Annotated in this window: 17 protein-coding genes; 4 read left to right on the top strand and 13 right to left on the bottom strand. The window is 71.9% G+C overall.

The features are described from left to right. Positions 1-133 precede the first annotated feature (133 nt). Positions 134-634: a hypothetical protein gene (locus OHA17_RS35015; RefSeq protein WP_053726723.1), complete on the bottom strand. Its 501-nt coding sequence runs from the start codon at positions 632-634 to the stop codon at positions 134-136. A gap of 177 nt (positions 635-811) precedes the next feature. Further along, positions 812-3,700: an ATP-binding protein gene (locus OHA17_RS35010; RefSeq protein ID WP_406510900.1), complete on the bottom strand. Its 2,889-nt coding sequence runs from the start codon at positions 3,698-3,700 to the stop codon at positions 812-814. Positions 3,701-4,001: 301 nt separating this feature from the next. On the opposite strand from OHA17_RS35010, the gene OHA17_RS35005 reads away from it, so the two are divergent. Further along, positions 4,002-5,063, top strand: coding sequence for an isoafricanol synthase (locus OHA17_RS35005; RefSeq protein WP_406509820.1), 1,062 nt, complete (start codon positions 4,002-4,004; stop codon positions 5,061-5,063). Between the two features lie 203 nt (positions 5,064-5,266). Here the strand turns inward: OHA17_RS35005 and OHA17_RS35000 are convergent, their stop codons facing one another. The 5 genes from OHA17_RS35000 to OHA17_RS34980 all read right to left on the bottom strand — a co-directional run bounded on the left by OHA17_RS35000 (position 5,267) and on the right by OHA17_RS34980 (position 9,844). After that, positions 5,267-5,503, bottom strand: coding sequence for a DUF397 domain-containing protein (locus OHA17_RS35000; RefSeq protein WP_053726879.1), 237 nt, complete (start codon positions 5,501-5,503; stop codon positions 5,267-5,269). 131 nt (positions 5,504-5,634) lie between these two features. Then, complete coding sequence (locus tag OHA17_RS34995; protein WP_406509819.1) at positions 5,635-6,801, bottom strand: thiolase domain-containing protein; 1,167 nt, start codon at positions 6,799-6,801, stop codon at positions 5,635-5,637. Then, complete coding sequence (locus OHA17_RS34990) at positions 6,798-7,859, bottom strand: thiolase domain-containing protein (RefSeq protein ID WP_406509818.1); 1,062 nt, start codon at positions 7,857-7,859, stop codon at positions 6,798-6,800. Before OHA17_RS34990 ends, OHA17_RS34995 begins: the two co-directional genes overlap by 4 nt. Next, the gene (locus tag OHA17_RS34985; protein WP_406509817.1) at positions 7,859-8,818 is read right to left on the bottom strand and encodes a Zn-ribbon domain-containing OB-fold protein; all 960 of its coding nucleotides are present in this window, start codon (positions 8,816-8,818) and stop codon (positions 7,859-7,861) included. Before OHA17_RS34985 ends, OHA17_RS34990 begins: the two co-directional genes overlap by 1 nt. Before the next feature lie 225 nt (positions 8,819-9,043). Then, on the bottom strand, positions 9,044-9,844 hold the full coding sequence (locus OHA17_RS34980; protein WP_406509816.1) for a crotonase/enoyl-CoA hydratase family protein: 801 nt from the start codon (positions 9,842-9,844) through the stop codon (positions 9,044-9,046). Positions 9,845-10,010: 166 nt separating this feature from the next. Here OHA17_RS34980 and OHA17_RS34975 point away from each other — a divergent pair, with 166 nt between their 5' ends. Beyond that, positions 10,011-11,633 carry an acyl-CoA synthetase gene (locus OHA17_RS34975; protein ID WP_406510899.1) on the top strand — a complete coding sequence of 541 codons (1,623 nt, stop codon included), beginning with the start codon at positions 10,011-10,013 and terminating at the stop codon, positions 11,631-11,633. Positions 11,634-11,652: 19 nt separating this feature from the next. Here the strand turns inward: OHA17_RS34975 and OHA17_RS34970 are convergent, their stop codons facing one another. Then, complete coding sequence (locus OHA17_RS34970; RefSeq protein ID WP_406509815.1) at positions 11,653-13,179, bottom strand: alpha/beta fold hydrolase; 1,527 nt, start codon at positions 13,177-13,179, stop codon at positions 11,653-11,655. 199 nt (positions 13,180-13,378) lie between these two features. Here OHA17_RS34970 and paaK point away from each other — a divergent pair, with 199 nt between their 5' ends. Then, positions 13,379-14,671: a phenylacetate--CoA ligase PaaK gene (gene paaK / locus OHA17_RS34965; protein ID WP_406509814.1), complete on the top strand. Its 1,293-nt coding sequence runs from the start codon at positions 13,379-13,381 to the stop codon at positions 14,669-14,671. 12 nt (positions 14,672-14,683) lie between these two features. Here the strand turns inward: paaK and OHA17_RS34960 are convergent, their stop codons facing one another. The 4 genes from OHA17_RS34960 to OHA17_RS34945 all read right to left on the bottom strand — a co-directional run bounded on the left by OHA17_RS34960 (position 14,684) and on the right by OHA17_RS34945 (position 19,861). Continuing rightward, on the bottom strand, positions 14,684-16,174 hold the full coding sequence (locus tag OHA17_RS34960; RefSeq protein ID WP_406509813.1) for an acyl-CoA synthetase: 1,491 nt from the start codon (positions 16,172-16,174) through the stop codon (positions 14,684-14,686). Positions 16,175-16,232: 58 nt separating this feature from the next. Further along, positions 16,233-17,090 (bottom strand): RNA polymerase sigma-70 factor, encoded by an 858-nt coding sequence (locus OHA17_RS34955; protein ID WP_406509812.1) that lies wholly within the window; start codon positions 17,088-17,090, stop codon positions 16,233-16,235. A 114-nt stretch (positions 17,091-17,204) separates the two neighbouring features. After that, positions 17,205-18,755 carry an acyl-CoA synthetase gene (locus tag OHA17_RS34950; protein WP_406509811.1) on the bottom strand — a complete coding sequence of 517 codons (1,551 nt, stop codon included), beginning with the start codon at positions 18,753-18,755 and terminating at the stop codon, positions 17,205-17,207. Further along, on the bottom strand, positions 18,752-19,861 hold the full coding sequence (locus OHA17_RS34945) for an NAD(P)H-dependent flavin oxidoreductase (protein ID WP_406509810.1): 1,110 nt from the start codon (positions 19,859-19,861) through the stop codon (positions 18,752-18,754). Before OHA17_RS34945 ends, OHA17_RS34950 begins: the two co-directional genes overlap by 4 nt. A gap of 261 nt (positions 19,862-20,122) precedes the next feature. On the opposite strand from OHA17_RS34945, the gene OHA17_RS34940 reads away from it, so the two are divergent. Further along, on the top strand, positions 20,123-21,841 hold the full coding sequence (locus OHA17_RS34940; protein WP_406510898.1) for a serine hydrolase: 1,719 nt from the start codon (positions 20,123-20,125) through the stop codon (positions 21,839-21,841). A 26-nt stretch (positions 21,842-21,867) separates the two neighbouring features. Here OHA17_RS34940 and OHA17_RS34935 read toward each other — a convergent pair whose 3' ends face one another. Next, the gene (locus OHA17_RS34935; RefSeq protein ID WP_406509809.1) at positions 21,868-23,433 is read right to left on the bottom strand and encodes a phytoene desaturase family protein; all 1,566 of its coding nucleotides are present in this window, start codon (positions 23,431-23,433) and stop codon (positions 21,868-21,870) included. Positions 23,434-23,486: the final 53 nt, after the last annotated feature.

Below are 23,486 nucleotides of genomic sequence, written 5' to 3'. Positions count from 1 at the left end.
GTCTGACCTGCTGGTGGCGGGGACCGGTCAACGGGCCGTGGCGCGGGGCCGGTTCACGGTCGGGGACGACGTGCAGCAGCCCGGCACCTTGGACGGAAGGTGCCGGGCTGTGCGGCGAAACGCCGGTGTGTCGCTAGTTCTGCTGGAAGAGCTCCGCGGGCAGCGGCTTCAGGAGGGCGTACAGGTCGTCGGTGATCGGCCGGTCCCAGCTGGCGATCGTGACGAGGACATTGTCGCTGCGGTCGAACTGCACGCAGGAGATACGGCTTTCGGAGAGCTTGAGGCGGCGCACGATGAGGAGGTTGTCGCCCTGCATCACCGGCATGTCCTCGGTGCTGACGACCTCGATCGGCTCGTCGTTCTCCAGCGCCACGAGCAGCTGGGCGACCTCGAAGGGGACCTGTCCCTCGGCCATCTCGCGGGCCGGGGAGCCCTCCGGCAGATTGCCGATGATCATCGCGGGGCCGCGCCCGCCGAACAGGTCGTAGCGCAGGAAGACGCCCTGGCAGCTGCCGTCGGGGGCGGGCAGCAGGCCGGCGCCCAGGTTGCCGGGCCAGTCTCCCGGGTCCATGGCCAGGACATCGAAGTCCGGGCCCGCGGGAGTGGCGGCGCTGCGGCGGCGGAGGAAGGACATGCCGTCAATGGTACGTGCCCGGGGCGGTCGGGCGGAGCCGGGCCCGGGGGCCTGGGCGGGTCGGCGGGCCCGCGCGGGTTGGGTATCCGCACCGGCCGCCGCACGGCGCGGCCCCGGCTCCCCTGCCAGCTGGTGGCTCGGGGGCCGGGGCCGTCCGGCGGGGTTCGGACCCGGCTCTCAGCCGCCGGGCACTCCTCGGACGCCGGAGCCCCGGGTCTGGTGGGGCAGCAGCCCAGCCAGGCCGCTGCGGTCGGTGCCGAGCTTGCGGAAGGCGCCGGACAGCAGGAGCTCCACGGTGCGCTCCTTGATGCTCAGCTCCTCCGCGATCCGCCGGTTCTCCCAGCCCTGCGCCGCCCGCTCGGCCACCGCCTTCTCCTGTGAGGTGAGCGAGTCGGAGTCGACGGCGCGCAGCTGGAGCGGGCGCAGCCCGGAGGCCGCGAGCTCCTCGCGGGCCCGCGCCGCCAGGGCGTCGGCACCGCAGAGCGCGGCGCTCTCCAGTCCGCGCATGAGCAGGTCGGCGGCGTCCTGGGGCAGCCCGGCGCGACTGAGCATCGCGCCGTGGTCGACCAGGGCCTGGGCGAGCTCGTAAGCGGCCGGGGACCGTTCGAGCTGGCGGACGGCTTCGGCCATCAGGGCCAGGCTGTCGGCCCCGGAGGCCACCTTGGCCGCCGCGTGCAGGGCTCGGCCGATGGCGCCCGGGGTGCCGAAGCGGCGGGCGATGTCCACCGCCTCCTGCGCGATGTCAGCGGCCTCGCCGGGGTCGGTGTGGGCGATCGTCTGGGCCAGGAGCGGCCGCCACGGGCACCACATCGGGTTGCGCATGCCGCGCGGTTCGAGCCTGCGGCCGACCGCCCGCAGCCGTGCCTCGGCGTCGGTGCGCAGGCCCCGGGCGATCAGGAGCTCGCTGTAGACGGTCTCGGAGTCGGGGTAGACGACGGCGCCCGGGACGACCTGGCCGTAGTTGTAGGTGTCGGAGAGTTCCTGGGCCTCCTGGATGCGGCCGCGGGCGAGCAGGATCTCGATGAGGATGCCGAGCGCGAACCACTGGGCGGGGATCTGCTGGCCGACCCGGTCGGCGATCCGCAGTCCGCTGTGCACCAGGTCCTCGGCCTCGGCGAGCCGGCCGCGGTGGAACTTGATGTAGCCGAGCAGCGTCAGGCCGAAGGACAGGTGGGCGCCGCGCCAGCCCTTGCGTTCGCAGTCGGCGATGCCCTGGTTGAACAGCTCGTCGGCGCGGCCGGGCTGGTCGCAGTACATGAAGACGAGCGCGACCATGACCGGGACCTCGAAGCCCCAGTTGTCGTCGGTCCAGGGCAGCCCGCCCTCCAGCGCCTCCTCGGCGTAGCGCAGGGCGGTCTCGGCGGGTTCGCCGCGCACCATGGCGTCCCAGGCGCGCAGGCCCAGGATGTACCGCTCGGCCTTGCCGCGGCCGGTGAGGTGGTCGGCGAGCCGGGCGAGGCTCCGCGAGCGGGCCGGGGAGTCCTCCTCGTCGGCGCGGAACGCGTTCCACTGGAACGTCTCGGCCTGCATGCGCAGCCGGGTGCGGGCGTTGGTGGCGTGCTTGGCCTCGGCGGCGACGATGGCCGCGGCCTCGCCCATGCGGTCGGTGTGGGCCAGTGCCTGGGCAAGCCGGTAGGTGACGGCTTCGCGCAGTTCCGGGGCGAGTTCGCTCTCTTCGAGGGCCGCCTTGAGGTGGTTGACGGTGGTGGCGGGCTCGCTCAGCAGCGCCGAGCAGCCCAGCTCGAAGAGCACCTCCGCGCGTTCCTCCAGGGCGGGCGGTTCGCGCAGCGCGCGGGCCAGGCAGCGCCTCGCCGCGTCGGGTGCGCCCGCCCGCAGGTAGTCGCGGGCGGCGGCGCGCAGCTGGCGCACCGCCCAGCGGTCGTTCTCGGGGTGCATCTCCAGGATGTGCCGGGCCGCGGACGTCGGTCCGAGTCCGGCCTCGGTCACGGCGAAGGCGGCCTGGCCGTGCATCGCGACGCGCAGGGCGGCCGGGATTGCGCGGTAGACGGCGGTGCCGACGAGCGGGTGGAAGAAGTCGAGCCGTCCGGGGCCGTCCCCCTGCGGGGCCAGGATGCGGGCCTCGCGCAGCCGGTCGACCGCGTCGGCCGTTTCCTCGGCGCCGAGTCCCGCGACGCCCGCGGCCATTTCGCGGTCGGCGTCGGTGCCGAGCACGGCGACCGCCCAGGTGAGCCGGAACGCGGACGGGCCGAGCCGTTCGAGACGCTCGATGAGGCCGCTGCCGCGCACGGCGGAGGCCAGCTCGCGCAGTTCGGTGGCGTTCACGTACTGCGGTTTGATGCCGCGGTCGCGGATCCTCGCGATGAGTTCGACGGCTTCGTAGGGGTTGCCCGCGGTCAGTGCCCAGCATTCGCGCGCGAACAGTTCGTCGCCGCCCTCGCCGAGCACGTCGCGCACCAGGTCACTGACGGCGGCCGGGGTGAACGGCGCGAGGTCGAGCGGACGCGAGCCATGCCGCGTGGCGAGCCGGCGGAACTCGGCGGCGTGGCGCGGCAGTTCCTCGGGCCGGTAGGCGACGACGATCAACAGCGGCAGGTCCGAGGCGCGCAGCGCGAACGAGCTCAGCCAGGCCAGCGTCTCCTCGTCCGCCCAGTGCGCGTCGTCCACGACGAGCACCACGGGTGCGTACTGGACGGCGAAGCGGGTGACGAGCCAGTCGAGGCCGTCCCGGACGCCCTGCGGGTCGGGTGCGACCCCGCTCTGTCCCGCGACCAGACCGACCGCGGGCGCGACGATGTCGTACCAACTCCCCAGTATTTTGCGATGTTCGGCCTCGCTCGACGCCGCGAGCACCGGCTGCACGAGCTGGCGTACGACGTGGAAGGCCACGCCTTCTTCCTGTTCGCTGCCGCGTGCGGCCAGCAGGGTGCAGCCGCGGGCCGTGGCCTTGCGGCGCACTTCGGCCACCAGTGTGGTCTTGCCCAGGCCTGCCGCTCCGGCGATGGCGAGCAGGCCACCGTTGGGCGCGCTCCCTTCGCCCGCACGGCCGCACAGGTCGTTCAACATGCCGTCGAACAGCAGCAGTTCTTCGTCGCGCTCAAAGAGCATCCGGCGCGGAACTCCGCCCCGGCCCCTCGTCTCCGCCACAGCGGTCCCCTTCTGGCAGTAGCACCGAGCCTACGCCCCCGGACACGTACCGTGACATGAATAACCGACTTCCGTCTCCTCCTTGACCCTTTACGTTGGCTGAATCCGTGGACGGTTGGGATCGGAGTGTCAATGAGGGGCGCCAAGGGGCGCCACGCACGCCCCCTGTGCGCTGTCGGGCTCCGGCGCGACGCGACTTCTCCCGGGCCGCGGCCCCGTTGATGATTGAAAGACGTACGGAGCACTAAGGAGGCGGTGCCGCATGGGCAGCACTGACAGAGTCCGGTCGGCCCGGACGCGGACCGGTTCCGTCGACATTCCCTTTCCGCCTCGCCGTCATCCCCGGCACGGCCTTGCCCGGAAGCACACGCTGGACTGGCTGCACCAGTTCGGCATGCTGGCGGGCGAGCAGGCGACGGCCGAGTACGACTCGATGGGCCTGGAACGCCTGATGGCGTACTTCTATCCGGACGCCTCGGACGCGCATCTCGCACTGGCGACGGACCTCAACGCGTGGTTCTTCGTCTTCGACGACCAGTTCGACGGCCCGCTCGGCAAGCGGCCCGACGTCGTGCTCCGCCAGATCGACACGGTGCTCCGCACCATGGGTGACCAGCCGCCGGTGCCGGGCGAGGCGGCGAACCGGCTGGCCGAAAGCTTCCGTGATCTGTGGCAACGGGTCACCGCGGGCACCCCGTTGCTGTGGCAGGACCGCTTCCGCGCCCACTGGCGGGAGTATCTGACGGCCTATCACTGGGAGGCGCTCAACCGCACCCGCAACGGCACCCTGTCGCTGCCCGGGTTCCTGCGCGGCCGGCGGGACTCCATAGGCGTGCAGCCCTGTCTGGACCTCGTGGAGCGCTGCGGCGGCTACACGCTGCCCAGGGAATTGCACGAGGGGGAGCCGCTGGCCGAGATGCGGGAGATCACGGCCGATGTGGTGATCTTCGTCAACGACATGGTGTCCGTGGACAAGGAGTTGGCAGCGGGCGACGTCAACAACAGCGTCATCATCCTGCTCCGACAGGAGATGTGCACCCTCGACCAGGCCGTGCGGCGGGTGGCCGCCACGGCCAACTCCCGCATCGCCCGCTTCCAGGAGCTGACCGCCGAGCTCGGCGTCCGGCTCGACAAGACCTCGCTGCCCGAGCGGGCGAGGGCCCAGGTGGACGACTACGTCGACGGGATGCGGGCCCTGATGAGCGGCAATCTGGCCTGGTCCCTGGAGACCGCCCGGTACGGCGAGGCGGGCATCGCCGCCGTCAGCGAGGGCCGCCAGCGGCCCTGGGCCCAGCTGTTCCCGGAGCAGGCCGCCGAGGGCTGAGAGGAGGGACGGCTCAACTGGCGTGAACGGAAAGGCCGTTGAGGACTCCAACGGCCTCTTCGGCCCACTCGCCGTCCCTGCGGGACGGACCGGCCCCTTGCGGCTCCAGCAGCGCGGTGCGCGCGTCCGGAGCCGCCGCCCCGGGGGGCGACGGTCGGCCGCGCGCACTGCTCCGCTCCAGGATCTCCGGGCGAGGAGAGCCGCTACGTGAGGTCGAACTCCCCGTCCCGGGCGTTGATCACGAAGGCCCGCCACTCGGCGGGGCTGAAGATCAGCGACGGGCTGCCCGGGCTGCCGCTGTTGCGCATCGCGATGAAGCCCTCGACGAAGGCGATCTGGACGTCCCCCGCGCCCTGACTGCTCGACTGCCACTCGGCCTTGCTGAGATCGAGCTCCGGCTTGTCCCAGCCGGAACGGGTGTGCCCCGCAAGAGCCTGCAAGGTGTGCTGGGTGGTGGTGTCCACGTCCGTGCTCCTCCCCGGTTCTGTCGTCCGGGGCCAGACTAGCGATCGCCCGCTGTGACGGACAGGCCACGGAAGGAGTACCGCGGCCCGTCCGTCGCGTACGGCTCTCAGCGGGTGGGCGGTTCGGCGCCGACCAGCCACATCGAGAAGAACTGGGAGCCGCCGCCGTAGGCGTGGCCGAGCGCCTTGCGGGCCCCGTCCACCTGGTGTTCGCCCGCCAGGCCGCGCACCTGGAGGGCCGCCTCCGCGAAGCGGATCATGCCGGAGGCGCCGATGGGGTTGGTGGACAGGACGCCGCCCGACGGGTTCACGGGCAGGTCGCCGTCGAGTTCGGTGACGCCGGCCTCGGTGAGTTTCCAGCCCTCGCCCTCGGCGGCGAAGCCCAGGTTCTCCAGCCACATCGGCTCGTACCAGGAGAACGGCACGTACATCTCGACGGCGTCGATCTCGCGGCGGGGGTCGGCGACCCCGGCCTGCCGGTACACGTCGGCCGCGCAGTCCTTGCCCGCCTGGGGCGACACGAAGTCCTTGCCCGCGAACAGGGTCGGCTCGCTGCGCATGGCGCCGCCGTGCACCCAGGCCGCCGGCCGGGGCGAACGGGCCGCGCCCGCCCGGTCGGTGAGGATCATCGCGCAGGCCCCGTCGGAGGACGGGCAGGTCTCGGAGTAGCGGATCGGGTCCCACAGCATCGGCGAGGCCTGGACCTTCGCCAGGGTGATGTCGTGCTCGTGGAGGTGCGCGTACGGGTTCTTCAGCGCGTTGCGCCGGTCCTTGTACGCGACGAGGGAGCCCACCGTGTCCGGGGCGCCGGTACGCCGCATGTAGGCCCGTACGTGCGGCGCGAAGAAGCCGCCGGCCCCGGCGAGCAGCGGCTGGGTGAACGGCACGGGCAGCGAAAGGCCCCACATGGCGTTGGACTCGGACTGCTTCTCGAAGGCGAGGGTCAGCACGGTCCTGTGCACGCGGGCGGCGACCAGGTTGGAGGCCACGAGCGCGGTCGATCCGCCGACCGAGCCCGCCGTGTGCACCCGCAGCATGGGCTTGCCCACCGCGCCGAGCGCGTCGGCCAGGTACAGCTCCGGCATCATCACGCCCTCGAAGAAGTCGGGCGCCTTGCCGATGACCACGGCGTCGATGTCGGACCAGGTCAACTCGGCGTCGTCCAGGGCCCGCCCGGCGGCCTCGCGGACGAGTCCGGCGATCGAGACGTCGTGCCGGGCGGCCACGTGCTTGGTCTGGCCGACGCCGACGACGGCCACGGGTTCCTTGCTCATGACTCCCCCTCCAGGACGGCGACCAGGTTCTGCTGCAGGCAGGGGCCGGACGTGGCGTGTGCGAGGGCCCGGTAGGACTCGCCGCGGTGGATGCGGGCGGCGGCCTCGCCGAGCCGGACGAGTCCGGCGGCCATCACGGGGTTGGCGGCGAGCGCACCCCCGGACGGGTTGACGGCGACGTCGCCGCCGAGCCGGAGCGCCTTGCGCAGCACGACCTCCTGCGAGCTGAAGGGCGCGTGCAACTCGGCCGTGTCGACGGGCCGTTCGAAGGCCCCGGCCCGTTCGGCGGCGAGCCGTGTGGACGGCGAGTCGGTCAGGTCGCGCACGCCGAGGCTGTGCGCCTCGATGCGGTGGTCCATGCCCCGGATCCACGCGGGCCGAGCACACAGCTCACGAGCCCGCTCCCCGGCGGCCAGGATCACGGCGGCAGCCCCGTCCCCGACGGGCGGGCAGTCGCCGGTACGCAACGGACGCACGACGTACTCCCCTTGTGGCCGCGAACCCCGTACCTGCGCATGGGAGTTGGAGGAAGCGGCATCACGACTACGGGCGGCGACGGAGGCGAGTGCCGGCTCGTCGGTGTCGCCCGCGTCGATGAGGGCCTGGGCCTGGAGGGCGGCGAGGGCGACCGAGTCGGGCCAGAGCGGCGCCACGTAATAGGGGTCGAGCTGGCGGGTCAGCACGTCGCGCACCTCGCCGGGCGAGGACTTGCCGTAGCCGTAGACGAGCGCGGTGTCGGCCTCGCCGGTGAGGATCTTCACCCAGGCCTCGTAGAGCGCCCAGGCGCCGTCCATCTCCACATGGGACTCGGAGATCGGCGGCCAGGCGCCGACCCCGTCGAGCGCCATGGTGAACGAGAAGGCGCGCCCGGCGAGATAGTCGCTCGATCCGGAGCAGGTGAATCCGATGTCACTGGCCTTCAGGCCGGTCGCGTCCAGCACCTGGTGCAGCACCGGCATGAGCAGCTCGACCTCGGACAGCTCATCCGTGCGGCGCCGGTGGTCGCTCTGCGCGAAGGCGACGATCGCCACGTCCCGGGCGGGAGAGGTGGGCGCCATCAGATCAGCTCCTTGTACGTCTCGTAGTCGGCGTCGGGTTCGCCGGTGGGCCGGTAGTGGTCGGGATGGCGGCCGCCCTCGGTCCACACGGGCTCGACCCGCAGCCCCATCCGGACCTGGTCGTACGGAATGCCGCCGATCCGTCCGTGCAGGGCGAGCCCCGCCCCGTCGAGCGCGATGTGCGCGTAGACGTAGGGCACTTCGATATCGAGGTTCCGCGCCTTGATGTTGACGATGCAGTACGTGGTGACGGTCCCGGCGGGCCCGACCTCGACCCGCTCCTCGGTGGCGACCCCGCAGGTGGGGCAGGCACCGCGCGGCGGGACGTACACCTTCCGGCAGGACGGGCAGCGCTCTCCGACAGTTTTGCGGGCGGACAGCGCGTTGATATAGGCGGACTGGGCACGGCCGGGACTGTAGGTGTAGTCGAGCCGGGCGGGAGCGACGATGCCGGTGACGGCATCAGCGAACTCACCACTGTGGGGAGCGAGTTGACGGCTCCCTCCGCCCTCATACGGTTCGAAGCAGGCGATGTCGGTGATGGCGCCGGTACGCTCCTCGGCCCAGCGGATCCGGACGCGCATCCCAGTACGGACGGATTCGGGCCCGAACGCGTCCAGGACGTGAAGGAGCGAGGTGTCGGCGCCGTCGAGCTTGACCAGCACCCAGGCGAAGGGCCGGTCGACGGGCTGGTCGCGGCGAGGGGAGGGGTTCCAGGCCCAGGTGGTGACGGTCCCGGTGGGCGCGACTTCGACGAGCTCGCGGATCTCCTCGGCGGTGACGGGGTCGTACTCGACGGGCGGCACGAGCACGCGCCCGTCCCCGCCCCGCACCCCGAGCACGACGCGCTCGCGCAGCCCGGTGAGAAAAGCGCTCTGGACCGGCCCGAGTGACCGGGTGAAGGGAAACTCGACGACGAGGGGTGCGCGCAGCACCTCGGGCGAGGGGGCAGCAGTCATGAACGGGCTCCTTCTGTTGGGTCCCAGATCAGGCAGGGGCTGGCGGCCCCAGGGGCTCGCGACTCTTCGTCCCTCCGGGCGGCCAATCAGCCTGTCCGGCGTTTGAGGACGAGCGCCCTTAAGGCGCGATACGGGGTCTGGGGCAGAGCCCCAGGAACGACCACCGGGCTGCGGCCGAACGACTTCCCCCCGGAGGGTCTCGGGAAGGGGCGGGGTGGGGAAAAATCAGGCCCGCCGATAAACGGCGTCCCGCTTCTCCGCAAAGGCCCGAGCCCCTTCCTTCGCATCAGCCGTAGCGAAAATCGGCCACCCCCGCTCCAGTTCAACCTTGAGCCCGTCGTCCTCGCTCATGGCCGCCGTGTCGTAGACACACGCCTTGACCGCCTCGACAGCCAGCGGCCCACACGCATTGATCTGCGCAGCGATCGAAAGCGCCACGTCCAGCGCCGTGCCATCCGGCACAACCCGCCCGATCAGCCCGATCCGCGCCGCCTCCTGCGCCCCGTACGGCCGCCCCGTGAGCAGCATCTCCAGCGCGTGCGTGCGCGGAATCTGCCGCTGGAGGCGGACCGTCGAGCCCCCGATGGGGAAGAGCCCGCGCTTCACCTCGAAGAGCCCGAACGTCGCCCCGGCCCCCGCGACCCGGATGTCCGTGCCCTGGAGGATCTCGGTGCCGCCCGCCACGCAGTACCCCTCGACCGCCGCGATCACCGGCTTGCGGGGCCGGTGGTGCCGCAGCATCGCCTTCCAGTGCAGATCGGGGTCGGCCTTGAGCCGGTCCCGGTACTGGTCGCCCTCCATGCCCCGGCCCGCGAGGGCCTTGAGGTCCATACCGGCGCAGAAGTCGCCGCCCGCGCCGGTGAGGACGACCGAGCGGATCGAGTCGTCCGCGTCGGCCTCCAGCCAGCCGTCGTACAGCCCCACCAGCAGCGGCAGCGAGAGCGCGTTCTTCGCCTCCGGCCGGTTCAAGGTGAGCACCAGTGTGGCGCCCTCGCGCTGCACGGTGAGGTGTTCCGTACCACCCATTGCCGTCCTCCCGTCTCAAGACCTAGAACAGGTTGCAGTAGGGGCGGTGCCAGTTCAATAGTTTTCTGACAGTCAGTCAGATTTCTTCTGCGGCACCTCTTCCCAGTTGTGCACGGCTTTGCTCTGATGACCCCCGAGTCAGTCGGGGCCGGTGTCAGGAGGAATGGTGGAGTACAACCTTGCCGACCTGTTCGAGTCCGTAGTCGACGTGGTCCCGGACCGCGAGGCGCTCGTGTACATCGACCATCCCGGAACGGGCGCCGAGCGCAGGCTGACGTACCGTCAGCTGGATGCGGCGGCGAACCGGCTCGCGCACCACTTGATCGACGCGGGCCTCAAGCCCGGCGAACACCTGGGCCTGCACCTGTACAACGGCGTCGAGTACCTCCAGACGGTGCTGGCCGCCCTCAAGGCGCGCCTGGTCCCGGTCAACGTCAACTACCGTTACGTGGAAGAGGAGTTGGTCTACCTCTACCGGGACGCCGACCTCGCGGCGCTGGTCTTCGACGCCGAGTTCACGGAGCGGGTGGCGGGCGCGCTGCCGCAGGCGGAGAAGCTGCGGCACCTGGTACGGGTGGGCACCGTCCCGCAAGGCGCGCCAGCTCTCGACGCGACGGCGTTCACCGAGGCCGAGGCCGCGGGCTCCCCCGATCGCGGCTTCGGGCCGCGCTCCGCCGACGACCTGTTCATCATCTACACCGGCGGCACCACGGGCATGCCGAAGGGTGTGATGTGGCGTCAGGAGGACCTGTTCTTCGCCGGGTTGTTCGGCGGCGAGCCCGCGGGCGAGCCGGTGCGGCGGCCCGAGGAACTGGCCGAGCGGGTCGCGAAGGGCGGCGCCGGGCTGACCTTCTTCCCCGCTCCCCCGCTGATGCACGGCACCTCGACGCTCACGTCGTTCGTCGCCTTCAACTACGGCCAGCGGGTGGCCATCCATCGCAAGTACGTGCCCGAGGAAGTGCTCCGTACGATCGAGAAGGAGAAGGTCACCAGCGTGTCCCTGGTGGGCGACGCGATGCTGCGGCCGCTCGTCGACGCGCTGCACGGCCCGTTGAAGGGCACCGACCTGTCCTCCCTGTTCACCGTCTCCTCATCGGGGGCGATCATGTCGGAGACGGTGCGGGACCAGCTCCAGGCGCTCGCCCCGAATGTACTGATCCTCAACAACTTCGGCTCGTCCGAGTCCGGTTCCAACGGGAAGGCGACGGACGACTCGGGCCCGGAGAAGGGCTTCCGCCTGGAGGTCAACGAGCGCACCCAGGTGGTGGATCCGGTGACGCGCGAGCCGGTCGCGGTCGGCGAGCCGGGGCGGCTCGCCCAGCGCGGGCACGTTCCGCTGGGCTACTACAACGACGCGGCGAAAACCGCGGAGACCTTCTTCCAGAAGGGGTCGGAGCGCTGGGTGCTGCTCGGCGACATGGCGACCGTCGACGAGGACGGCATCGTCACGGTCCTCGGGCGCGGCTCGCAGTGCATCAACACGGGCGGCGAGAAGGTCTACCCGGAGGAGGTCGAGCAGGCCCTCAAGTCGCATCCGGACGTGTACGACGCGCTGGTGGCGGGGGTGCCCGACGCGAAGTGGGGCAGCCATGTGGCGGCCGTGGTGCAGGTCCGCGACGGCGCGCACCGGCCGACGCTCGACGACATCCAGACCCACTGCCGCACCCGGCTCGCGGGCTACAAGGTGCCGCGCCAGCTGGTGATCGCCCCCACCATCCAGCGCTCCCCCAGCGGCAAGGCGGACTACCGCTGGGCGCGGACGGTGGCGGCGGAGGCGGACGCCGGCTGAGCGCCGCGGCGCGTGCCGCTCACCCGATGCCGAACTCGCCGAGCGCGGCCAGGAATTCGGCGGGCCGCTCGGCGTGCACGAGGTGGCCCGCGTCGATGGTGACCAGACGGGCGCCCGGTATCCGCGAGGCCATCCAGGCCAGCTTCTTCTGGTCGATCTGGCTGGCCGGGCCGCCCGCGACGACCAGCGTGGGCACCGCTATGGTGGCGAACCGGCCGCGCCACGCGGGGTCGGGGTCGTTCAGCTGGGCGTCGGTCGCCGGGACGACCGGCCAGTCGAAGCCGAGCCGCCCCTCGGGGCGTTCGGCGGGTCCGCGCGGCGGGTCCAGGGGGAAGAACGGCGGGGACTCCTCCAGGACGAGCCGGCCGATGAGACCGGGCACCTCCTGGGCGAGCAGCACGGCGGCGGCGCCGCCCATGGAGTGGCCGACCACGTCGGTGCCGGCCAGGCCCAGTTCGGTGATGAAGCCGCGGAGGTCGTCGCGGAACGCCTCGAAGGAGTAGCCGCCCGGCCAGTCGCTCAGGCCGTGCCCCCGCAGGTCGACGGCGTACACGCGGCGGGTGGCCGCGAGCCGTTCGGCGATCTCGGCCCAGTCCCGGCAGTCGCCGCCCCGGCCGTGCACGAGGACCACGGGCGGCGCGGTCTGCGCGCCCCGGACGCGGTAGGCGAGCCGGGCGCCGTCGGTGGTGACCGTGCGCACGTCCGGGTCGAGGAAGGCGGCGACGGTACGGACGAACGCTTCGGCGTCGTCGATCCACGGGTAGTGCCCGGCGCCCCGCTGGACGGCGAGTTCGGCGTTCGGGAAGAGCGCGGCCAGCTCGGCGGCTCGTGCGGGCGTCGGCCCGCCGTCGTACTCCCCGGCGAGGACGAGGACGGGCGCGGTCACCTCGGCGAGCGCGGCGGCGGTCGCCTTCGGCTCGAAGGCGCCCTCCGCGTTGTACGCGCTCGCCGCGTCCCGGTTGGCCTCGGCTCGCCCTTCGGCCTCGTGCCGCCGCGCCGCCGCGTCCCAACGCCCGTAGGCGAACGGCCTGATGGCGTCCCACACCTCGTCCCGGGCCGCCTCTCCCGCCCACGTCCGCTCGAAGGCCGCGCGGCCCTCCGCGTACCAGGGCTCACCCGCCCGCAGGGCGACGGCCGACCGCCAGTCGTCCTCGGTCACGTCGATGCCCACGGCGCGGGTGCCGGACGCGACCAGGGTGAGCGAGCCGACCCGGTCCGGGTGGCGGGCGGCGTACAGGAGGGCCAGGTTCCCGGAGGCGGAGTGGCCGAGCAGGTCGATCCGGTCGAGGCCGAGGTGGGCGCGCAGCGCCTCGACATCGGCCACCTGACGGTCGCAGCGGTACGACGCCGGGTCCTCGGGTGTCGCCGAATCCCCCGTCCCCCGAAGATCGAGCAGCACCAATTGGCGGTGCGCACGGAGGCCGCCCAGGTCGCCGAGGTAGGAGGCGGCCCGCATCGGTCCGCCCGGCAGGCAGACGAGGGGCGGGCCCTCCCCGGTCAGTCGGTAGGCGAGCTCGGTTCCGTCGTGGCTGGTGAACGTCGGCATGCGATCGATCCTCACAGGGCTCCGACGATCAAGGCAATGGGTTTCGCCGACAGCACGAACGGGCCGCCCGTCGAGTTGTCCACAGCCCTTGACGCACCCCTCGGGCTGCTGAATTACTGATCCGATACAGATCGACCGAATGATCGGTCGTCCGATTTCGTCGCCCCTGCGGGGGCGGAGCGAGGACGGGAGCGCAACCATGGCAGCTGAGCTGGACGAGGCGGAGCGGCTGAGCCGACCGGAGCTCGAAGCCCTGCAGCTCGACCGGCTGCGCGCCTCGCTGCGGCACGCGTACGACAACGTCGGGTTCTACCGGGAGGCGTTCGACAAGGCCGGGGTCCGCCCGGAGGACTGCCACTCGCTCGCGGACCTCGCCCGTTTCCCGTTCACCGCCAAGTCCGATCTGCGCGACCACTACCCGTTCGGGATGTTCGCGGTCCCGGAGAGCGAGATCCGCCGCATCCACGCCTCCAGCGGCACGACGGGCCGCCCGACCGTCGTCGGCTACACCCAGCGGGACCTGGACACCTGGGCGGACGTGGTGGCCCGCTCGATCCGCGCGGCGGGCGGCCGGCCCGGCCACAAGGTCCATGTGGCGTACGGATACGGCCTGTTCACCGGCGGTCTCGGCGCGCACTACGGAGCCGAGCGGCTCGGCTGTACCGTGATCCCCGCCTCCGGCGGCATGACGGCCCGTCAGGTCCAGCTGATCCAGGACTTCCGCCCCGAGATCATCATGGTGACCCCGTCCTACATGCTGACGCTGCTCGACGAGTTCGAGCGCCAGGGCATCGATCCCCGTACGACCTCGCTCAAGGTCGGCATCTTCGGCGCCGAGCCGTGGACCGAGGAGATGCGCCGCGAGATCGAGGAGCGGTTCGCGATCGACGCGGTCGACATCTACGGGCTCTCGGAGGTCATGGGCCCGGGTGTCGCGCAGGAGTGCGTGGAGACCAAGGACGGGCTGCACATCTGGGAGGACCACTTCTACCCGGAGATCGTGGACCCGCTCACCGGCGAGGTCCTGCCGGACGGGGAGCGCGGCGAGCTCGTGTTCACCTCGCTCACCAAGGAAGCGATGCCGGTGATCCGTTACCGGACGCGGGACCTGACGCGGCTGCTGCCCGGCACGGCCCGGGTGTTCCGGCGGATGGAGAAGGTGACCGGGCGCAGCGACGACCTGGTCATCCTGCGCGGGGTGAACCTCTTCCCCACCCAGATCGAGGAGATCGTGCTGCGCACGCCCGGCCTCGCCCCGCACTTCCAGCTGCGGCTGTCCCGTGAGGGCCGGCTCGACGCGCTGACGGTACGGGTGGAGGCCCGGGCGGACACGCCGCCGGAGCAGCGCGAGGCCGCGGCGCGTTCGATCGTCGCGGCGGTCAAGGACGGGATCGGCGTCTCGGTGACGGTGGAGATCGTCGACCCCGAGACCATCGAGCGCTCGGTGGGCAAGTTCAAGCGGATCGTCGACCTGCGGCCGGGGCGCGTTTGAGTCCGCGGGAGGTCAGGCGAACCGGTCGCGCAGCTCCCGCTTGAGGATCTTGCCGCTCGCGTTCCGCGGCAGCTCGTCCACGAACAGGACCCGCTTCGGCGCCTTGAAGTGGGCGAGCAACTCCCGCGCGTGGTCGATCAGTTGAGCCTCGCTCACCTCGCCGCTCCGTACGACGAACGCGGTGACCGCCTCGATCCAGCGCTCGTCGGGCAGGCCCACGACGGCGGCCTCGGCGACCGCCGGGTGGGTGTACAGCGCGTCCTCGACCTGGCGCGAGGCGATCAGCACACCCCCGGAGTTGATGACGTCCTTCACCCGGTCGACGACGGTGAAGTAGCCCTCGCTGTCGCGCACCGCGAGATCGCCGGAGTGGAACCAGCCCTCGCGGAAGGCGTCCTCGGTCTCGGCGGGCTTGTCCCAGTAGCCCTCGCACAACTGCGGGGAGCGGTAGACCACTTCACCCGGCGTGCCGTCGGGCACCTCCTTGCCGCTCTCGTCGACGACCTTCGCCTCGACGAACAGCACGGGCCGCCCGCACGAGTCCATCCGCCCCTCGTGCTCCTCGGGCCCGAGCACGGTGGCGAGCGGGCCGATCTCGCTCTGCCCGAAGCAGTTGTAGAAGGCGAGCCCGGGGAGCCGTTCGCGCAGCCGCTCCAGGACCGGCACCGGCATGATCGAGGCCCCGTAGTACGCCTTGCGCAGCCCGCCCAGATCGCGCGTGGCGAACTCGGGGTGCCCCGCGAGGGCGATCCACACGGTGGGCGGCGCGAACAGCGAGTCGGCGCGGCCCGCCTCCACCAGGTCGAAGATCCGGCCCGCGTCGGGCGCGTCCAGGATGGTGTTCTGTGCGCCCACCGCGAGGTAGGGCAGCAGGAAGACGTGCATCTGCGCCGAGTGGTAGAGCGGCAGCGAGTGCACGGGCCGGTCCGTCTCGCGCAGGTCGAGCGCCGTGATGGCGGAGACGTACTCGTGGACGAGGGCCCGGTGGGTCATCATCGCGCCCTTGGGCAGCGCGGTGGTGCCGGAGGTGTAGAGCAGCTGGACCACGTCGTGCCGCTCGCCGTCGGGCTCGTACGGGAGCGGCTCGGCCAGCGCCGCGAGGAGCGAGCCCGCGCCGTCGCGCAGGGGAAGGACCGCGAAGCTTGCGGGCAGCCGGTCCGCGAGCGCCGGGTCGGCGAGGACCAGGGCGGCGCCGGACTGCTCCAGGATGTAGGCGAGGTCCGCGCCGGTGAGGTGCTGGTTGACGGGCACATGGATGAATCCGGCGCGGGCGCAGGCGAGGAACGCGATGAGGTAGGCGTCCGAGTTGTGGCCGTAGGTGGCGACCCGGTCGCCCTTGCTCAGCCCCCGGGAGGCGAGGACAGCGGCCGCGGTGGAGACGGCCGTGTCCAGTTCGGCATAGCTCCAGGCGCGGTCCGCGTACCGGACGGCGGTGCGGTCGGGGGTGCGGCGGGCGCTGCGGCGCACGATGCCGTCGACGGTGCTGCTGCGTACCTCTTCCATGGCTGGATCCTGGGCGGCCCGCCCGGCGGGGTCAAGGCCCTGGGGGGTGTCCGATGGGTCAGCCCGACAGGTGGGTGAGCTTGTCGGGGTTGCGGATCGTGTAGATGGTGTCGATGAGCCCGTCACGGAAGGCGACCAGGCCGATCTGGCGCCGGCCGTCCGCGGTGATGGACAGGGCCGGGCCGCCGTTGATGTCGATGACCTCGAAGCTTTCCAGCTGATACCGGTTGAGCAGGCCGGTGATGAAGGCGAGCACCTTCTTGCGGCCCATGACGGGGCGCCGTGCGGCCGTGACCTTGCCGCCGCCGTCGCTCCAGGCCACGACGTCCTCGGCGAGCAGTTCGGCGAGCGCGCTCAGGTCGCCGCCCGCGGCCGCTTCGAGGAAGCGGCTGAGCAGCTTGGCGTGTTCGTCGTCGGAGAGCGGGAAGCGCTCACGCCCCGCGGCCAGGTGGCGGCCGGCCCTGCTGTACATCTGGCGGCAGTTGGCGACGCTCGCGTCGACGATGGGCGCGATCTCCTCGTACGGCAGCTGGAAGGCCTCGCGCAGCACGAACACGGCGCGCTCCGGCGGCGAGAGGCGTTCCATGAGGTGGACGGTGGCGTAGGCGACGGTGTCGCGCAGTTCGGCCGTGTCCAGCGGGCCGAGCGCGTCGGTGGCGACGGGTTCGGGCAGCCACGGCCCGACGTACGCCTCGCGGGCCACGCGTGCCGAGCGCAGCTGGTCGATGGCGAGCCGGGAGACGACGGTGATGAGGAAGCCGCGCGTGTCCCGCACCTCGGCGCGGTCGACCCGGCTCCAGCGCAGATAGGCGTCCTGGACGACGTCCTCGGCGTCCCACAGCGAGCCGAGCAGCCGGTAGGCGAGCCCGAGCAGCACCTGCCGGTGGTCCTCGAACTCCTCGGCGTGCTCCGTCATGACGTGTGCCACCTCCCCGTGCGGCGCCCCCGGCCCGCGTCCCGGCGGCTGCCGCGTCATTCAACTCGACGGCGGGGCCGGGGCGCCAGCAGGCCGGGGCATCTGTCCGCCGGGTCACATCGCGCGCTCGTGGCCCTCCCAGTACGGTTCGCGCAGCCGCCGCTTGTAGAGCTTGCCGTTGGGGTCGCGCGGCATCGTCTCGATGAAGTCGACGGTCCTGGGCCGCTTGTATCCGGCCAGCTGGCGTGCGCAGTGGGCGAGTATCCCGGTCGCGAGGGCGTCGCCCGCCTCGTGTCCCTCGGCCACTTCGACGACGGCCTTCACCTCCTCGCCCCAGTCGGCGTGCGGAATGCCGAAGGCCGCGGCGTCCGCTACGGCCGGGTGGGTCAGGAGCGCCGCCTCGATCTCGGCCGGGTAGATGTTGACGCCACCCGAGATGATCATGTCGATCTTGCGGTCGCGGAGGAAGAGATAGCCGTCCTCGTCGAGGTAGCCGAGGTCACCGACGGTGAAGAAGTCGCCGATGCGGTTCTTCCTCGTCTTGCTCTCGTCCTTGTGGTAACTGAAGCCGCCGGTCGACATCTTCATGTAGACCGTGCCCAACTCCCCTGCGGGCAGCTGTACTTGGTCGTCGTCGAAGACCGCGAGCTCGCTGATGGGCCAGGCCTTGCCGACCGTGCCGGGCTTCTTCAGCCAGTCCTCGGCGGTCGCGAAGGCGCCGCCGCCCTCGCTGGCCGCGTAGTACTCCTCGACGCAGTTCCCCCACCAGTCGATCATGGCGCGTTTGACGTGGTCGGGGCAGGGCGCGGCGCCGTGGATGGCGTGCCGCATCGAGGAGACGTCGTACCGCGCCTTCACCTCGTCGGGCAGCGAGAGCAGCCGGTGGAACTGGGTCGGCACCATGTGGGTGTGCGTGCAGGCGTGTTCGTCGATGAGGCGCAGCATGTCCTCGGGCGTCCACTTGTCCATGAGGACGATGCGGTGCCCGATGTGCAGGGAGGCACCGGCGAATTGGAGGACCGCCGTGTGGTAGAGCGGCGAGCACACCAGGTGGACGTTGTCGTCGAACGGCTTGATGCCGAAGATGGCGAGGAAGCCGCCGAGGTAGGTCTCCTCCGGCGGCTTTCCGGGCAGCGGGCGCCGGATGCCGCGCGGGCGTCCTGTGGTGCCGGAGGTGTAGTTCATGACCCAGCCGAGCGTGCGGTCGGTCGGCACTGACTCGGGCTGTCCGTCCAGGAGTTGGGCGTACTGAGAAAAACCGGCGATCGTGCCGACGGCGTACCGGTGCGACACGGGCAGCTCGGCCTCGTCGGCCGCGGCGGTGGCCGCCTCGGCGAACCGCTCGTGCGCGATGAGGACCTTGGCACCCGAGTCGGAGACGATCCAGGCGATCTCCGGGCCGACCAGATGGTGGTTGACGGGCACGAGGTAGAACCCGCCCTGGGAGGCGGCGAGATAGGCGGTGAAGAACTCGACGCCGTTGGGCAGCACCACGGCGAAGGCGTCGCCGCGCTCCAGACCCGTGGCCCGCAGTCCGTGCACGAGCTGGTTGACGGCGCCGTGCAGACGGCCCGCCGTCCACTCCTCGCCGTCCGGCGCGACGAGGACCGGGCGGTCGGGGTCGGCGGCGGCCTGGGCCCAGAAACCGTTGGGCGGCTGGTTCATCGGGCGTCCCTTCCGGCGATGCGGTTGATGCGGTCGATGGCACGCTCGAAGCCGCGCGTGAGGTCGTCGAAGGTCTCCTGGACGCTGCGTTCGGCGGTCATCTTCCCGACGATCTGGCCGACGGGCGTGCCGAGCAGCGGTTCCACCTCGTACTTCTGGATGCGGGACACGGCCTCGGCGACGAGGAGGCCCTGGAGCGGCATGGGCAGGGTGCCGGGCCCGGCCGGGTCGTCCCAGGCGTCGGTCCATTCGGTACGCAGCTGGCGCGCGGGCTTGCCGGTGAGCGCGCGGGAGCGGACGGTGTCGCCGGAGCCGGCCGCGAGGAGCTTGCGGGTCAGCGCGCGGGAGTGCATTTCGGCTTCGGTGGTGGTGAGCCAGAGCGAGCCGAGCCAGACGCCCTGCGCGCCGAGCGCGAGCCCGGCGGCGATCTGCTCGCCGCTGCCGATGCCCCCGGCCGCGAGGACCGGCAACGGGCCGACGGCGTCGACGACTTCGGGGACGAGCACCATGGTGGCGATCTCCCCGGTGTGCCCGCCGGCCTCGTAGCCCTGGGCGACGACGATGTCGATGCCCGCGTCCGCGTGGTGGCGGGCGTGGCGGGCGCTGCCCGCGAGTGCGGCGACGAGCACGCCCTGGTCGTGGGCGCGTTGGACGACGTCGAGGGGCGGTGAACCGAGCGCGTTGGCGAGCAACTTGATCGGATAGTCGAAGGCCACGTCGAGCTGGTTGCGAGCCACCTGCTCCATCCAGCCGGTGATGCGCCAGCCGGACGCCTCGCCCGCGGCGAGCTCGGGCACGCCGTGCTTGGCGAGGGTGTCGCGCACGAACTGGCGGTGCCCCTCGGGGATCATAGCCTCGATCTCGGCCTCGCCGACCCCCTCGACCTTCTTGGCGGGCATCACCACGTCGAGCCCGTACGGCAGCCCGTCGGTGTGCTCCTGCATCCAGTCGAGGTCGCGCGCGAGGTCGTCGGGCGCCGTGTAGCGGACCGCGCCGAGCACACCGAATCCGCCGGCCCGGGTGATGGCCGCGGCCACCGCGGGGAACGGCGTGAAGCCGAAGACGGCGTGCTCGACTCCCAGTTTCCTGCTCAGCTCCGTCTGCATGGGGCGCAGAATGCCGCAGCCGGGGCGACGAGGGAAGAGATTTTCTGATGCTACGTCAGATTCTTTGCCGTGCGCCGTGGCGGCTCGCCGCCTCATTGACACGGGCGAGCCCATGGAAGAAAGTTTCTACCGTTCGACGTGATCACGAAAGATACTTTCAGCACGCCGGGGGCCGCGTCAGGAAGGCGCGGCGGGAAGGGGTGCGTGCCGGTGGCCGAGGAAGTCCGCGGCGTCAGCAGACGACGGCTGGCCGGTGCGGCCATGGTCCTTGGAGGTGCGCTGGTGGTGGGCTCGTGGCCGGTCGGGGAGGCGATCGCGACAGGGCGTACCCGGACGCTGCGGCGGGGGTCCGCCGAGCGGGCCGGGCTGCTGCCCGAGCACCTGGACCGTCTGGTCGAGGACGCGGAGAAGTTCCTCGGCCCCTCCCCCGAGCACCCCTGGTACGCGGGCGCCGTACTGCTCGCGGGGCGCGGCGGCACGGTGGCGCTGCACCGTCCGATCGGCAGCGCGGTGCGCTACGCGGCATACGACGAGAAGAGCGACCGGGCGGTGGAGTTGCCGCCCGAGCGGCGGATCACGGCGGCCGAGGACACGGTGTATGACCTCGCCTCGCTCTCGAAGCTGTTCACCTCGCTGCTCGCGGTCCAGCAGATCGAGCGCGGCACGCTGGAGCTGGAGCGCACGGTCGCCTCGTACTTGCCCGCGTTCGGCGCGGCGGGCAAACAGGCCGTCACCGTACGGCAGTTGCTCACGCATACCTCGGGGTTCCGCGAGTGGATCCCGCTGTACGGGGCGCCCCCGTACGAGGAGAAACTGAAGCTCATCTGGAACGAGGCCCCGGCGAGCCCGCCCGGCAGCACGTACCTCTACTCCGACCTCAATCTGATCTCCCTCCAGCTGGTCCTGGAAAAGATCACCGGGCGCTCATTGGATGCACTGCTCCACGACGAGATCACTGCTCCACTCGGGATGCACCGCACTCGCTACAACCCGCCCGCCTCCTGGAAGCCGAAGATCGCCGCGACCGAGGACGCGCGCAAGCCGTGGTCCGGGATCGACCGGGGCCTGGTGTGGGGCGAGGTGCACGACGAGAACGCGTACTGCCTCGGCGGCGTCGCGGGCCACGCCGGGGTCTTCTCCTGCGCCTGGGACCTCGCGGTCCTCGCCCGTACGCTGCTGAACGGCGGCGCCTACGGCCAGGCCCGGATCCTGACCCCCGCCTCCGTGGACCTGCTGTTCAGGGACTTCAACACGGCCTTCCCCGGCCATGAGCACGGGCTCGGCTTCGAGCTCTACCAGCACTGGTACATGGGCGCGATGGCGACGCCGCACAGCGCGGGGCACACCGGGTTCACCGGCACGAGCATCGTCATCGACCCGAGCACCGACACGTTCCTCGTGCTGCTCGCCAACTCCGTCCATCCGGTGCGCACCTGGCGCTCCGGGTCCGCGCCGCGCGTGGCCGCGGGCAACGCACTGGCCCGGGCCGTCGCGGTCCGCCCCGCGCACGGCGGGAGCTCCTGGTTCGCGGGTATGTCGCGCGGCACGAGCGCCACGCTCACCCTGCCCGAGTTGGATGTCGCCTCCGACCGGGCCCGGCTGAGCTGCGCCCTGTGGTGGGACACGGAGCCGGGCGTGGGCACCGTGGCGCTGGAGGCCTCGGTGGACGCGGGGGCCACCTGGCGGCCCGTGCCGTTCACGACCGCGGGCCCGGGAGAAGGGGCCGTGGAGCACCCGGCCGGATCGGTGACGGGGTGGTCCGGGCGGGTCTGGCACGAGGCGTCGGCGGACCTCGCCGCCTGGCGCGGCCGCCCTGTGCGGCTGCGCTGGCGGTACACGACGGGCCCGCTGTACGTCGGCCGCGGGGTGTACGTCGACGGGCTGCGGGTCGCCGAGGAGCGGCGGGTGCTTTTCGACGAGGCACGGCTGGAAGACTCCGCGCGGATCGAGGCGGCGGGTTGGGAGAGGTCTCCCAACTGACCTGGTCCGCAAGGAGGTTGAGAGGATCAGCGGCCCAGTACGGCCATCGCCGCGTTGTGGCCCGGGATGCCGCTCACGCCGCCGCCGCGTACGGCGCCGGCCCCGCAGAGGAGCACGTTCGCTAGGCCGGTCTCGACGCCCCAGCGGCCCGTCGAGTCGTCGGCGTACGGGAAGGCGAGGGCGCGGTGGAAGATGTTGCCGCCGGGCAGCCGCAGGTCGCGCTCCAGGTCGAGCGGCGTCTTGGCCTCGACGCAGGGGCGGCCGTCGGCGTCCAGGGCCAGGCAGTCGGCGAGGGGTTCGTCGAGGTGGGCGTCCAGCTGGGCGAGGGTCGCGGCGAGCAGCGCCTCGCGCGCCTTGTCGTTGTCGCCGGCGAACAGGCGGGCCGGGGTGTGCAGGCCGAACAGGGTGAGGGTCTGGTAGCCCCGGGCCGCGAGTTCGGGACCCAGGATCGAGGGGTCGGTCAGGGAGTGGCAGTAGATCTCCGAGGGCGGGGCGGAGGGGAGCTCGCCGCGCGCGGCCTCGGCGTACGCGGTCGCCAACTGGCCGTATCCCTCGGCGATGTGGAAGGTCCCGGCGAAGGCCTCGCGCGGGTCGACGGCGGTGTCCCGGAGCCGGGGCAGCCGCTTGAGCAGCATGTTGACCTTCAGCTGGGCGCCCTCGGCGGGCTCGGGCGGGGTGTCGCCGACGAGCTCGGCCAGGGCCTGCGGCGAGGCGTTCACCAGGACGTGGCGGGCGGCCACCGTGCCGGGCGCCTCGCTCGTGACGTACGCGACCTCGGCCTCGGTGCCGTCGCTGCGGATCGCGGTCACCTCGTGCCCGGTGGCGATCTCCGCCCCGGCCGCCCGCGCGGCCTCGGCGAGCGCGTCGGTGAGGGCGCCCATGCCGCCGATCGGAACGTCCCAGTCGCCGGTGCCCTGGCCGATCACGTGGTAGAGGAAGCAGCGGTTCTGGGCGAGCGAGGGGTCGTGGGCGTCGGCGAAGGTGCCGATGAGGGCGTCGGTGAGGACGACACCGCGTACGAGGTCGTCGGCGAAGCGGTCCTCCACGGCGGCGCCGATGGGCTCCTCGAAGAGCATCCGCCACGCCTCGTCGTCCGCGACCCGCTCGCGCAGCGCGGCCGGAGTGGGCAGGGGCTCGGTGAGGGTGGGGAAGACCCGTTCGGCGACCTGTCGCGTGGTCTCGTAGAAAGCCTGCCAGGCGGTGAACTCGGCGTCGGATCCGGTCAGTTGACGGAAGGACGCGGCGGTACGGTCCTGCCCGCCCCCGACCAGGAGGCCTCCGGGGCGGCCGTCGCGGACGGTCGGCGTGTACGAGGACACGGTGCGCTTGCGGACCGCGAAGTCGAGCCCCAGGTCGTCGACGATCTTCTTCGGCAGGAGTGAGACCAGGTAGGAGTAGCGCGAGAGCCGGGCGTCCACGCCCGCGAACGAGCGGGTCGAGATGGCGGCGCCGCCGGTACGGCCGAGCCGTTCGAGAACCAGGACGGACTTTCCGGCGCGGGCGAGGTAGGCGGCGGCGACCAGGCCGTTGTGGCCGCCTCCGACGATGACGGCGTCGTACAGGTCTCGGGCGAACGCGGTGCGTGCGGGCATGCCTCTTGGTAACACGGGATGATCGGCGGGGGAACCCGTCCCGGGCCGGACGG

It is taken from the genome of Streptomyces sp. NBC_00212 (assembly GCF_045206365.1).
GTDB lineage: Bacteria > Actinomycetota > Actinomycetes > Streptomycetales > Streptomycetaceae > Streptomyces.
This window is presented reverse-complemented; position numbering and strand designations above follow the sequence as displayed.

Bases quoted from the DNA above. Each gene is read 5' to 3' on its own strand.
- OHA17_RS34940 (WP_406510898.1), top strand. From the start codon at position 20,123: ATGGTCCTTGGAGGTGCGCTGGTGGTGGGCTCGTGGCCGGTCGGGGAG.
- OHA17_RS34955 (WP_406509812.1), bottom strand. From the start codon at position 17,090: ATGACGGAGCACGCCGAGGAGTTCGAGGACCACCGGCAGGTGCTGCTC.
- OHA17_RS34950 (WP_406509811.1), bottom strand. From the start codon at position 18,755: ATGAACCAGCCGCCCAACGGTTTCTGGGCCCAGGCCGCCGCCGACCCC.
- paaK (WP_406509814.1), top strand. From the start codon at position 13,379: ATGGCAGCTGAGCTGGACGAGGCGGAGCGGCTGAGCCGACCGGAGCTC.
- OHA17_RS34990 (WP_406509818.1), bottom strand. From the start codon at position 7,859: ATGGCGCCCACCTCTCCCGCCCGGGACGTGGCGATCGTCGCCTTCGCG.
- OHA17_RS34945 (WP_406509810.1), bottom strand. From the start codon at position 19,861: ATGCAGACGGAGCTGAGCAGGAAACTGGGAGTCGAGCACGCCGTCTTC.
- OHA17_RS35010 (WP_406510900.1), bottom strand. From the start codon at position 3,700: ATGCTCTTTGAGCGCGACGAAGAACTGCTGCTGTTCGACGGCATGTTG.
- OHA17_RS35015 (WP_053726723.1), bottom strand. From the start codon at position 634: ATGTCCTTCCTCCGCCGCCGCAGCGCCGCCACTCCCGCGGGCCCGGAC.
- OHA17_RS34985 (WP_406509817.1), bottom strand. From the start codon at position 8,818: ATGACTGCTGCCCCCTCGCCCGAGGTGCTGCGCGCACCCCTCGTCGTC.
- OHA17_RS35005 (WP_406509820.1), top strand. From the start codon at position 4,002: ATGGGCAGCACTGACAGAGTCCGGTCGGCCCGGACGCGGACCGGTTCC.
- OHA17_RS34980 (WP_406509816.1), bottom strand. From the start codon at position 9,844: ATGGGTGGTACGGAACACCTCACCGTGCAGCGCGAGGGCGCCACACTG.
- OHA17_RS34960 (WP_406509813.1), bottom strand. From the start codon at position 16,174: ATGGAAGAGGTACGCAGCAGCACCGTCGACGGCATCGTGCGCCGCAGC.
- OHA17_RS34935 (WP_406509809.1), bottom strand. From the start codon at position 23,433: ATGCCCGCACGCACCGCGTTCGCCCGAGACCTGTACGACGCCGTCATC.
- OHA17_RS34970 (WP_406509815.1), bottom strand. From the start codon at position 13,179: ATGCCGACGTTCACCAGCCACGACGGAACCGAGCTCGCCTACCGACTG.
- OHA17_RS34995 (WP_406509819.1), bottom strand. From the start codon at position 6,801: ATGAGCAAGGAACCCGTGGCCGTCGTCGGCGTCGGCCAGACCAAGCAC.